The organism is Bacteroides sp. AF25-5LB, assembly GCF_003602965.1.
In the GTDB taxonomy this organism is placed as follows: Bacteria; Bacteroidota; Bacteroidia; order Bacteroidales; family Bacteroidaceae; genus Bacteroides; species Bacteroides uniformis.
This window is the reverse complement of record NZ_QTMC01000007.1, coordinates 177493-190492: the sequence shown is the minus strand read 5'-3', so window position 1 is coordinate 190492 and position 13000 is coordinate 177493. Positions and strand designations below refer to the sequence as shown.

The window sequence follows — 13000 nt, the reverse complement described above, 5'->3', positions numbered from 1 at the left end:
CGCTTAGAAATTCAACTTCAATCTTACAGTATAAGTACGTCCCCAACCATAGATAACACGTGTGGCCGTCTCCCAGTCATGGTTACTTCCGTCGCGTGCATCGGCTATATACTCTTGGTTGAACAAGTTGTTCACATTGCCGCTCAGTGTAGCACGAATCTTACCGAAGTCAAAGGTATATCCTGCACTTACATCAAATGTGCTCCATGAGGGAATCTCCCAAGGTTTTTCCACCACGTAAGCCTCTTTTTGAGTGGCTTGGCTCGCATCAATGTCATAATCGGCATAATTGCGTGCAAAGAAGTTCCAGTCTGCATTAAGACGCAAGCCTTTCATTGGGCGGAATGTCACTCCCAAAGCAGCTGTAGTCTGAGCAGAACCGCCCACCTGTACATTATCCATTTCAATGGTATACTTGTACTGGTCTACATTACTCATATCTGTCACCACTTCACCACGGCTATTCGCCATAATTTGGCCTTCAGTATTCATCATGAAGCCTTTCGCTGTCCCATTCCAGCGCCAGTCTCCCCAAGAGAACATACCGTTAACTTCCATCCAGCGGAAAGGCTTGGCAATAAAGTCAAGCTCTATACCCATGTGGTTAGCCTGCGCACCGGTCATATTCATTGTCCAACGCTGAGAAGCCCCGTTTACGTCTTCATAGGATCCGGTATCATATAAAGCCTTGTCTTTCCACATAGTATAATAGGCGTTTACATTGGCTGAGAAATACTGGCTACGATATCCATAACCTAATTCGAAAGAGTAAACTTTCTCATTCTTAGCATCAGGATTACGCTCATGTGAACTCTGAGAATTGATAAAGGTATTATCAAAAATAGGAGCACGGCTGATAAATCCGGTATTGAAGAATACGTTATTGTAATCATCAAGGTTGTAGTTCAAACCAGCTTTCACATTGCCTCCCAAATAATGCTTCTTCGAAGACAGCTGTTTGTCACCACTATAATAGAAACGGTCTTTACGCCAATAACTGGTATTTGTAAGACCACCTGAAACAAATGCACTCACTTTATCTTTATTATACTCCAATTGGGCAAAACCACCTTCGTACATCACAAAACCGTCGTAGTCACGACGAATCACATCTCCTACTCCCAACTTCTGGTTTACCCAGGAGGTGACTCCACCATTCACACTATTCTCAGCCAATACACTCTTACGGTTATAAGAGTCTACATAATACTGCCCTCCAAAAAGATCGGTAATGACATTCTTGTGCAAACCTTTATAATAGCGGAAGTCAATACCACCATAGAAATCAAAGTAATCACCAAACTTAGTGGTATAAGTAGAAATCAATCCTGTCCAGAAATGGTCGTTCGAGGCTTTGTTCATAATCATCAGCGAACCTTTATAACCGGGCATTCCACTCACATTCACCGGATTAGTATAGTTATCTGCATTGAGCTTATCCACAGCATCATAATCAAAAGTACCATCAGGACAACGGAACTGAGTGTTCACCGTACCATCACTGGCCGTACCGTACCAAGAGCTGGTGTACCCCGTTACCCCCGTACCACTATAGCCCGCACCAGTACCGATAGACATATAAGCTGCTGTACTGAGGCTTGACTTATGGTTGATTTGCCACAAATGATTAAGAGACATCTGGGGCTTATGGTATTCGTTACGTGAAGAGTTCATCACTTGTCCATTGCGATAACCGAAAGTAGAATTGTAACGATAGGGACTTTCCTCACCCATCCATTGTTTTACACGCTGATACTCCTTGATATTCAAACCATTTGCCATATTACGCTGATTATGCCACTGAGGTGCTCCAAAAGCTGTAAATGAAAGTTGATGGTTGTCATTGATACGTTTTGCAATACTCATGAACCAAGTGTAGGCCTCTGATTCCGTACCTTGAATATAACCGTCGCGTTTATCTCTGGCACCCAATAAAGTAAAGGCCCAACCATCTTTTGTCAGACCGGAAGAGACACTGAACATCACTTTACTGTAGCCGTCATTACCCATGCCGTAAGAGATGAAGCCGCCTTTCTTGGCATCAGTAGTCTTGGTTATAATGTTTTGTGAGCCACCTACTGAAGGAGTTGACACCTTGCTGGCACCAAGTCCACGTTGTACCTGAATACTGCTGGCCACATCAATCAAACCACCCCAGTTACTCATGTATACTTTCTGGTTTTCCATTCCGTTCATGGGTACACCGTTAATCATCATAGCCACATATTCTGACTTAAAACCACGAATCTTTATGTTGGAATCACCAAAGCCACCTCCCTCATTAGAAGCATAAACACCCGGAGTAGATTTCAAGATTTGCGGTAACTCCTGAGAACCTATCTTATCTTCAATAAATACGGGGTCGACAGTAGATACAGCAACCGGAGTCTTGCGTGCCACAGCAATAGACGATGTAATCACTACGTCCTTCAGCATCACAGCATCCGGTTCCATTGGGATAGCACCCAAATCCACAGAAGCGCCCTTCTGCGTGATCTTCTTCTTCTGGTCTTTATAACCCACGTACTTGAATAGTAATGTCGCATTCGAAGCAACGCTTTGCTTGAAATAGCCATCAATGTCGGTCACCGATCCTTGTGTAGTACCTTCCACCATGACGGCAGCACCCACTAACGGTTCACCTGTTTCTGAATCAACAAGCTGACCTCTCACTGTAGTCTGAGCAAATGCAGCGGCACTAAATACCGACAACACTGCAACCAACAGGAATTGAATTAGATGTTTTCTCATAATTCTGTTTTTTGTTAATAGATAGTGTTAATTAAACATTAATTTATGTTTTAAGTCGCAAATATAACTAATAAAAACGAGATTAATGTTATATTTATGTTACCTTTTTTGAAGGTAGAAAGGCTTTTTTGAGATATTTTTAAACAAAAAAAGCCCTGCATTCTACAGCAGAGCTTTCGTATTGTCAACAAGTAAAAGAATATACTTTCAAATTCGCACCGAAATCAGTCATTCATAAGCTTTCTATAACGTACACGGGTGGGTTCTTCTTTCCCAAGACGTTTCTGTTTATTTTCCTCATATTCGGAATAAGAGCCCTCAAAGAAGAACACATTGGAGTCTCCTTCGAAAGCGAGGATATGCGTACAGATACGGTCGAGGAACCAACGGTCGTGACTGATGACCACGGCACATCCGGCAAAGTCTTCCAGACCTTCTTCGAGAGCACGGAGCGTGTTCACATCGATGTCGTTGGTGGGTTCGTCCAGCAACAGCACATTACCTTCTTCCTTCAGGCAGAGCGCCAGATGCAGACGGTTGCGCTCACCACCGGAAAGCACTCCGCAGAGCTTCTCCTGGTCGGCACCGGAAAAGTTGAAACGGGACAGATAGGCGCGTGCATTGATGTCGCGTCCACCCATGCGGATCAAATCGTTTCCGCCGGAAATGACCTGATACACGCTCTTGTTGGGGTCGATATCCTTATGCTGCTGGTCCACGTAGGCCACCTTTACGGTCTCCCCTACCTCAAACTCGCCTTTATCTGCCTTTTCCAGCCCCATGATAAGGCGGAAAAGCGTGGTCTTACCGGCACCGTTAGGGCCGATGATACCCACGATTCCGTTGGGCGGAAGCATGAAGTTGAGATCATCAAACAGCAGTTTGTCGCCAAACGCCTTTGCCACATGCTTGGCTTCAATCACTTTATTACCCAGACGGGGACCGTTCGGGATAAAGATTTCCAGCTTCTCTTCCTTCTCCTTCACGTCCTCATTCAGCAATTTGTCGTAGGAGTTCAGACGTGCCTTCCCCTTTGCCTGGCGGGCCTTGGGAGCCATGCGCACCCACTCCAACTCACGTTCCAGCGTCTTGCGGCGCTTGCTGGCAGTCTTTTCCTCCTGCTCCATACGCTTGGTCTTCTGTTCCAGCCAGCTGGAGTAGTTACCTTTCCAGGGAATACCTTCGCCACGGTCCAGCTCAAGAATCCAGCCGGCAACGTGGTCGAGGAAGTAGCGGTCGTGCGTTACGGCAATCACCGTACCCTCGTACTGCTGCAAGTGTTGTTCCAGCCAGTCAATGGATTCGGCATCGAGGTGATTGGTGGGCTCGTCGAGGAGAAGCACGTCGGGCTTCTGCAACAATAGGCGGCAAAGGGCCACACGGCGACGCTCACCACCGGAAAGATGTTCTACGGACTGATCTTCGGGCGGACAACGAAGGGCGTCCATGGCGCGCTCCAGCTTGCTGTCGAGGTTCCAAGCATCGGTCGCGTCGATGATGTCCTGCAATTCGGCCTGGCGGGAGAAAAGCTTGTCCATCTTGTCCTGATCCTCATAATATTCGGGCAAGCCGAACTTCTGGTTGATTTCCTCGTATTCTGCCAGCGCATCCACAATGGGTTGCACACCTTCCATAACAATTTCCTTCACGGTCTTGGTGGGGTCGAGGTACGGTTCCTGAGCCAGATATCCCACAGAATATCCCGGCGAGAACACCACTTCGCCCTGATAGGACTTATCCAATCCGGCGATAATCTTCAGCAGGGTCGATTTACCCGAACCGTTCAGACCGATGATACCGATTTTTGCCCCGTAGAAGAACGAGAGGTAAATGTTCTTCAGTACCTGCTTGTTGTTCTGCTGAATGGTTTTATTCAGCCCAACCATAGAAAAGATAATCTTTTTATCGTCTACTGTTGCCATGTATTTAATGATTAACGTTCAGTGATTAATGATTAATATCAAGGGTTAATGGGGACAAAGATAAGAAAAAAGATGGTATTATTTTGCAAATTTCAAAAAAGTATCTATCTTTGCACCCGCTTAACAGCACTAAAGGATTGAATCGCTAGCTCAGCAGGTAGAGCACAACACTTTTAATGTTGGGGTCTTGGGTTCGAGCCCCAAGCGGTTCACAGAGAAAAAAGCCAGAAGGCTACAAACATAAAAAAGTCCTACAATATCAACGTATTGTAGGACTTTTTTATGTTTCCATCTTACCACGAAAAGAAAAGATTGGACATCCAAACAGTGGTACAATTGGTACAGTAGGTACAGCGTTTCTTCTGCTTCACACACATGCGCTTATGTACATTGCTTTATAACGCGTACATTATTTATATACATGCGTGTGTGAGGCAAAAGGACCGCTGTACCCACTGTACCAACTGTACCCATCAACCTCACCTTTACACTGCTCAAGTTCACCTTTACGCGACTAAACCTCACCTTTGTTCACGTCATTTCACCTCTTCCAGATAAAGCACACGGCTCGAATAGTCGTTCTGCTTGTGGTAGTCCACCCTATGGTTGTATGGAATCTCCAGCCCGTTTGCCATAAGGTAGGCACCACTGAAGACCTTTCCTTCGTAGTTCAAGGGAACATTATCTATGCGGTTCAGCTCATGTACTCGGTATTGCTTGTCGGCACAGAGACCGGCCATCTTCACACGCGGCAGATGCTGGTTACAGAAGTGTTCCGTCTTCCACCAATAGAAGACTGCCCTATCCTTCTCTGGAGCCACGTACATTAATGAAGCCACACCCTGCTTGTCATAAGGGGATATCAAGCGGTAGATATCTCCCAATTGTACCACGGGACGAATGGTCTTGTACTCGGCAATGGCATTCTTGCAAAGCGCCTTTTCCTCTTCTGTCATGTTCTTGGGTTGGATTTCCATACCCAGACGGCCACTCATAGCCACATCGATGCGGTACTTCAGAGGGATGGTACGGAATGTCTGATGGTTAGGGGCGGCACTGATGTGCGATGCCATGGCTATGGCGGGGAAGAAATAGGAAGTTCCCCACTGCATATAGACACGTTGCAGGGCATCGGTATTGTCGCTCACCCAGAACTCGTCGAAGTAAGGCAGCACTCCGTAGTTGGCACGGCCACCGCCACTGGCACATGCCTGGATGGTAAGGTCGGGGTATTTGGCACGGATGCGCTGGCACACCTTCTCAAAGCCGCGATGATACTCTATATACATGTGGCTCTGATTTTCTTTGGTCAGGTATTGGGAACCGTGGTTCATGACAGCCATATTGGCATCCCATTTGATATAGTCTATCTCAGGATAAGAAGTCATCAGATTGTCAACAACACCGAACACGAAGTCCTGTACGGCAGGATTGGCAAGGTCGAGCACCACCTGCGTACCGCCGCGTCCCAGTACGAGGTCGCGTTCGGGAGCTTTGAGCACCCAATCCGGATGTTGTTCGTAAAGTTCGCTAGTGGTGTTTGCCATCTCCGGCTCAATCCAGATACCGAACTTGATGCCGCGCTTTTTGGCATCACTCAACAGCCCTTTGACACCGTCCGGAAGCTTGTTCTTGTCCACCACCCAGTCGCCGAGTGATGAACTGTCGTTCTTACGGGGATATTTGTCGCCAAACCAGCCATCGTCCATCACGAACAATTCGCCGCCCATGGAGGCGATGTCCGCCATCATTTGGTCCATACCCTGCTGGTTGATGTCGAAATACACGCCTTCCCAACTGTTCAATAAAATCTTACGGGGAGTAGTGCCGTGCGCCAACTTGTGCAGACGCGCCCAGCGGTGGAAGTTACGGCTGCTGCCACTCAATCCCTCGTTACTATAGGTCAGGGCAAGTTCGGGAGTGCGGAAAAGCTCGTCTTTCTTCAAGGAATAAGCAGAGTTCTCTTCGTTGATTCCGGCAAAGAAATGGTGATATTCATCATCATGCGTCTCGATGCGGAGTTTGTAGTTACCACTGTAACAGAGGGCTGCGCCAATCACGTTGCCCGTGTTCTCCTGCGGACGGCCGTCAAGGGAGAACATCACTTCCGCATGGTCGGTATGAGAATTTCGCACACCGTCCTTATTCTTGATAACCTTCATGCCCGGAGTGAGAGGTTCCTGCGTCAAAAAGCCCTCATTGGCCCAGGAACCGGAGAGATGGGAGAGCCACACATCACCGCGGCGGATGGGCAGATAGCCGGAGGCAAACTGATTGAGCACTACCGGCTTCTTCTCCTGATGAGAAATTTCAGTCCAGGATTCTATCACGTCGGCATCTTGCCAGGCTCGGTAGCAGACATTGACAAAAAAGGGATACACTTTGTCTTTCAGCGCCACGACAGTCGTCACGGCATTTCCTTCCTTCTCGGTAGTCACATTCAGCACTTCAAGCTGGAGGGTCATGTTACCGTCAGCATGCTTCACAGCAAGAGCCGTCTCCACGGGGGTATTCAATCCATATTCGGGATAGGCCGTGTGGCCTGCTTCTGCCGTGGCAATATTCAGCAAATCGGTTTCAGAAAGTCTGTTACCATAATACAAGTGTCTCAGTGTACCGCCTTCAGGAGCCGAAAGCACCAAAGAAGTTTTCGGAGTGGATACACATACGTTTTGAGCCAACAAACTGCCGGTCAGCAGCAGTGCTCCAAAAAGGAAATTTGTTCGTTTCTTAAAATTCATGCTTTTCTTGTTTAGATTCTATAATCATTTAGCTGTGGGCAAATGTAGACGTTTCCCCGAAGATAAAATAGTATCATTTTATCATATTCTTATACAAATTCTATTTCCGGCTGACAATTGTCCCGGTAGCCTGGTTGGCAGGCATCACCAGCACTTCTGCAATCTGGATATGCTCGGGGACGGCAGCGGCAAAATAAACCACTTCGGCTATATCGTCACCGGTTAGCGGGCGTATACCTTTATATACATTGTCAGCCGCCTCCCGGTCGCCACGGAAACGGATGACAGAGAAATTGGTTTCCACCAGTCCGGGCTTGACGTTCGTCACGCGTACCGGAGTATCCACCAAGTCGATGCGGAGTCCGTCGGAAAGGGCCTTGACGGCGGCTTTGCAGGCACAGTACACACTGCCGCCCGGATAAGCGTAGTCTCCGGCAATAGACCCCATGTTGATGACATGACCGCGTCCGCGCTCCACCATGCCGGGAACTACGAGGCGGGTCATAGCGAGAAGCGCTTTCACGTCTGTATCAATCACCACATCCCATTCGTCGAGATTACCCTCGTGCTCCTTGTCTACTCCGATGACGAGTCCGGCATTGTTAATCAGTATGTCTATCGCTTTCCACTCCACCGGAAGGGATTCGAGGGCGGCACAAGCAGCCTGCCTATCGCGGACATCAAAAGGAAGCAGATACACATCGGCTCCGAATTTTTCTTCCAATTCTTTCTTTACAGCATTCAGTTTCTCCACATTACGACCATTGAGTATAAGCCGGTAACCGTTCATGGCAAACTTGCGAGCACAGCCTTCCCCTATTCCGGAGGAGGCTCCGGTGATGAGTACAATTTTCTTTTCCATCGTGTAATAGTTTTTTATATCAATACTGTCAGCAAAGGTATTACTTATTATTTATTACAATCACATTTTTGAAAAGTCCTTTCTTCTTTTACAACCTCTTGCTTTATAAGTTTATCATCAATAAAAGTAAAAGCTGTTGTTATAATATACCATGTACCTTTGTTTAATTCTTCTTTATAGAAGATTTTTCTTTCTCTTGATTGTCTTGTATATAGGATATTTCCTTATTAAAAGGCTTTCCATATCTTTTTATGAAAAGATTTTATCTATACCAATTTTATATTTTCAGAGCTGAATTTACTTATTCGACTGGATGTATAACATGATGTCAGGGCGATTGTTACCAATGTAGTCAGAATGATATTTTTTAGTTTCATATTACTATTTATTGTTCTTTTCAGGTAACGTTTGTGTACCAAGATAATTGTATGTCACTTCTTGTATGTTATAAGGGAAGACATTATAATAACCGTCTGTTTGTACAATTTCCATGTTCAAAGCTTTTTGACCGTATGCTTTACGGAGTGTTGACCACTCGAAATCGAATGAGGTTCCGGGACGCATCACCATGGTACGTTTATCAGGAAGTGATACTGGCTGTTGGAGGATGCGCACATATACATATAGGGTAGCTGTTGGTGGCAAGGTCGCCGAGGTCATTTTACGCATGGTATAGATGCCTTGGGCAATGTTTTTTTTGCAAGGCAGGGTGGTAAATGACGGAGCGTTAGTGAAATGAAAGGCACAAGTTCCCCATAAGCAATAACCTTGTTGGGATAATTCTCTGTTCTGCTTGGTTTCCACATCGACACACGTTAAGCCCGAAATCGGAAAATGCTGTTGATTAATGTCATACATTTGGAGTTCCGAGAAACATTTGATGCGGAACACTTTATTGAAATCTGCCTTTGCTACAGCTTGTTCCAGTTCTTTCCGGTATGTTGTACGGAGTTCTTCCAGTACAAACGGGTCATTGGCTGCTTCTGCATATTGTTTGGGAGCACGGAGAGAGGCATAGGTTTCAACTGATGTTGTGTCGATAGGTTTGCCGTAAAGCTTATGTGCGTAGGCGAACAAGATAGCTGGGGTAAGGTCAACAGCTCCATTCATAAGGGAAACATGATGTCCGGACATGATGTTTCCTTTGCTTAAAGCCATGTTTAGATATACGCCGATCTTGAAATCCCCTTGTTCGGCAAAGACTATTTGGGGCGTTTCCGGCTGTTGGTAAATGCCGAACTGTTGATAGAGTTCGGGCTGGTAAGTAGGTATGTCGGTAATGACGGCAGTCCGTCCGGTTGAGTTTTTCGGATCCAGACTGTCGAATTGATTATTGGCGTTTAGCTGCCTAATAAATAGATAGCCCGAAGGCAATGGTTCGCCAATACGGAGCGTGTCGCCTACTTTATAAGTACGACCGTCACAAGCATCAATGCTCTGTTGGGCTTGAAGGGGTTGGCATAACAAACAGACACTGCTTAACAATAAAGCGGTCAAATTCATTCTTTTCATACGTTTTTTTATGCTTAATTCTATAGTTCTCATATTAATAGATTCTTATAATAGTTGCAATGATAATTAGGATAATTGATGCTCGCTGAGGATTTTATGTTATTTAATAGAAACGGCATAAGAAACCACAACTGTTTTTACTCCGGCTTGCGGATATTTATTTTTGTAGTATTCAGAAAGGTCTTTATAAAGATAAGCTACATCGGGAGTTAAATCTACGTTTCTTGATTTAGCAGAACGACCCATAAACACATCAAATGAAAGATAATTCGTTTCATTTCCCTGTTCATCTGAAAAAGTCCATTTTCCATAACCAAACACATTTCCCTCTGGAGGAAGTAATTTGTAAGATTCTGGCATTTCTTCCGGAGCTTTGTTTTCGTTTTTTATAATACACGGTCCCAGTGTATTATTATCGTCTTTTATTGCAATACATCTTAGGAATTTGTCTTCGCTCCGCCAAAATATATAGTGAAAATCCAAAGGAATAAGAGATTCTTTTTCCAATTCTTCTTCAATAAGTTTTTGATTATTATCTGCATCTACTACATATTTGTATTTAGGAAGCTGTACATTCTCGTAGTATGATTTAGGGATAAAATGTAAAGGCAAATTTTCTGAATCTTTCCTATTTTTAGATATTATTTCAAGTAGTTCATATTCCGTCCATGCGGGATTTTCCATGCTATAATCCAAATAATTTGTTTCACTGATTTTTACCTTATATTCATATCCTTTCTCAAACTCAAATTTATCAATGACTCCAAGGCTCTCCCATTCTTGGGCATTTTCTTTCTTTACAGCATATACATCAGATAAATAATTAAATCCGTCTGACCAACAAACACCGGGTATCTTCTTTGATGCAATGGTTAGAGAATATTCCTTGTAGTCTGTCACTTTCTCACCCTCTTCATCTTTGTTATCACAGCCTATAAAGCCGAATATACAGAGGAATAATATCAGTATTTCTAATTTTTGTGTTTTCATATCTGTCAAATTTTACGATTCTGTATTTACTTTTATTTGCTCTATCCTTATTTTGTGTGCAAATATATAAAAAGTGCCATTCATAAGGCATTATGAACAGCACTTTTTATTGTTTTCCAGCAAGATAAAACGGTTATATCTTCATTCCCCTGCCTTTCCTTTGCGGCTGTATAGGTCGGTGTATGCTCTGCCGTAGCTTGTCGAATTGCTCTTTGAACCACTCGACAATGGGCTTTCGGTCAATGGCAAGAACCAGTCTCGTCCCGTCCGTGGGGTCTTTCACCCCGTCGGGGTATTCGATGAGACTGCGGTTTAGGTGGGTACATGTGGGGTCGGCGTTCTTCGGAATGATGAAACGCTCGATATGTGCGGTCGTTCCGCTGTCGCTGCCGTGCGCCTTTTCCATGTGTAAAACTACGAAACCCATATATCCTTCCTTTCTTTTTTGGCTTGTGAAACAATAAATCTAACTATCTTTGAGGGCGGCGAAATACCGTCCTCGACGGGGTGTGCAGAGGGGCTTGCCCCTTGCCCTATTGGAGAATTTTCAGCGATACGGAGTATTGCGGCTCGGAAGTAACAAACGATATATCAGCTGATTATCTACACTTTACCAAAAATTACTTTTTCGCTATGTGTTTATTTTAACTTCATAGGGATAATGAATTTTAGAGTAAAGCGAAAATTCCCGATAAATTATGTAACTTTGCACTCGCTTTTTTGAAAGCCCGAAATTCGTTTAATTCGTTTGGATAAAGTAAAAGACGCTTATGCAAAAGTCCGATTGCATCATCGGTGTGGAACATGTATCGAAATTCTTCGGAGACAAGGCCGTGCTGAATGATGTGAATTTGTCTGTCCGTAAGGGCGAGTTTGTAACAATACTAGGACCGTCCGGCTGCGGAAAGACAACACTGTTACGCCTCATTGCAGGCTTTCAGACAGCCTCGGAAGGAGTGATAACCATTGCCGGAAAGGACATCACACAGACACCGCCGCACAAGCGTCCGGTGAACACCGTGTTCCAGAAGTACGCCCTCTTCCCCCACCTCAACGTATTCAACAACATAGCCTTCGGGCTGAAGCTGAAGAAGCTGCCCGGTGCCACTATCGAGAAGAAAGTGAAACAAGCCCTGCGCATGGTGGGCATGACAGACTATGAGGACCGCGACGTGGACTCCCTCTCCGGCGGACAGCAACAGCGCGTAGCCATCGCCCGAGCTATCGTCAACGAACCCGAAGTGCTGCTGCTGGACGAGCCTCTCGCTGCCTTGGACCTCAAAATGCGCAAAGACATGCAGATGGAACTGAAGGAAATGCACCAGAAGCTGGGTATCACCTTCGTATACGTGACCCACGACCAGGAAGAGGCACTCACCCTGAGCGACACCATCGTTGTGATGAGCGAAGGACGCATCCAGCAGATAGGTGTGCCTACGGACATCTACAACGAGCCCATCAACTCCTTTGTAGCCGACTTCATCGGCGAAAGCAACATTTTGAACGGAGTCATGATAAAAGATAAGGCCGTTACCTTCTGCGGGCACGAATTTGAATGCGTGGACACAGGATTTGGTGAACAGATGCAGGTGGACGTAGTAATTCGCCCCGAAGACATCTACATCTTCGATGTATCCGACGCCGCACAGCTGACGGGCACCGTAACCAGCTGTATCTTCAAAGGCGTACACTATGAAATGCTGGTGCAAACGCGCGAAGGCTACGAGCTGATGGTGCAGGACTACCATGCCTTCGAGGCAGGACGCGAAGTCGGTCTGCTGGTAAAACCCTTCGACATCCATGTGATGAAGAAAGAACGCACCTGCAACACCTTCGAAGGAAAACTGGTGGACAAAACGCACGTAGAATTCCTGGGCTGTAACTTCGAATGCCTGCCCGTGCAAGGCATCGAACCGGGCAGCAGCGTGCAAGTGGAAGTGGACTTCCAGGACGTCATCCTCGAAGACAACGAAGAGGACGGCCGTCTGACGGGTGAAGTGAAATTCATCCTCTACAAAGGAAACCATTACCACCTGACCGTGTTTACAGACTGGGACGAAGACATCTTTGTCGACACCAACGACGTGTGGGACGACGGCGACCGTGTAGGTATCATCATCGCACCCGAAAACGTGAGAATAAGGAATAAAGAATAGGGATTAGGGATTAAGGGTTAGCTATTATAAATTCTTTATCCTTCACCCTTAATCCTTAATCCCTAA

The 13000-nt window shown here is 45.7% G+C and carries 7 protein-coding genes, 1 tRNA gene and 1 pseudogene; 2 read left to right on the top strand and 7 right to left on the bottom strand.

Going from position 1 to position 13000, the window contains the following annotated elements; all coding sequences use genetic code 11:
• Nucleotides 1–3: 3 nt before the first annotated feature.
• Nucleotides 4–2751 (bottom strand): TonB-dependent receptor, encoded by a 2748-nt coding sequence (locus DWY57_RS10315; RefSeq protein WP_005828100.1) that lies wholly within the window; start codon nucleotides 2749–2751, stop codon nucleotides 4–6.
• 224 nt (nucleotides 2752–2975) lie between these two features.
• The gene (gene ettA / locus DWY57_RS10310; RefSeq protein ID WP_005828098.1) at nucleotides 2976–4673 is read right to left on the bottom strand and encodes an energy-dependent translational throttle protein EttA; all 1698 of its coding nucleotides are present in this window, start codon (nucleotides 4671–4673) and stop codon (nucleotides 2976–2978) included.
• Between the two features lie 139 nt (nucleotides 4674–4812).
• Here ettA and DWY57_RS10305 point away from each other — a divergent pair.
• Nucleotides 4813–4885: transfer RNA gene (locus DWY57_RS10305), tRNA-Lys, on the top strand.
• Nucleotides 4886–5209: 324 nt separating this feature from the next.
• On the opposite strand, the gene DWY57_RS10300 is transcribed toward DWY57_RS10305, so the two are convergent.
• The 5 genes and pseudogenes from DWY57_RS10300 to DWY57_RS21290 all read right to left on the bottom strand — a co-directional run.
• On the bottom strand, nucleotides 5210–7414 hold the full coding sequence (locus DWY57_RS10300; protein ID WP_117600584.1) for an alpha-galactosidase: 2205 nt from the start codon (nucleotides 7412–7414) through the stop codon (nucleotides 5210–5212).
• A 100-nt stretch (nucleotides 7415–7514) separates the two neighbouring features.
• Complete coding sequence (locus tag DWY57_RS10295; RefSeq protein ID WP_117600585.1) at nucleotides 7515–8276, bottom strand: SDR family oxidoreductase; 762 nt, start codon at nucleotides 8274–8276, stop codon at nucleotides 7515–7517.
• A gap of 381 nt (nucleotides 8277–8657) precedes the next feature.
• Nucleotides 8658–9788 (bottom strand): DUF4852 domain-containing protein, encoded by a 1131-nt coding sequence (locus DWY57_RS10290; protein WP_229135093.1) that lies wholly within the window; start codon nucleotides 9786–9788, stop codon nucleotides 8658–8660.
• 99 nt (nucleotides 9789–9887) lie between these two features.
• Nucleotides 9888–10778 (bottom strand): DUF4377 domain-containing protein, encoded by an 891-nt coding sequence (locus tag DWY57_RS10285; RefSeq protein WP_117600587.1) that lies wholly within the window; start codon nucleotides 10776–10778, stop codon nucleotides 9888–9890.
• 274 nt (nucleotides 10779–11052) lie between these two features.
• Nucleotides 11053–11205, bottom strand: a pseudogene (locus DWY57_RS21290) (mobilization protein); the annotation flags it as partial.
• Nucleotides 11206–11548: 343 nt separating this feature from the next.
• On the opposite strand from DWY57_RS21290, the gene DWY57_RS10270 reads away from it, so the two are divergent.
• On the top strand, nucleotides 11549–12934 hold the full coding sequence (locus DWY57_RS10270) for an ABC transporter ATP-binding protein (protein ID WP_117600589.1): 1386 nt from the start codon (nucleotides 11549–11551) through the stop codon (nucleotides 12932–12934).
• The last annotated feature ends 66 nt before the right edge of the window (nucleotides 12935–13000 follow it).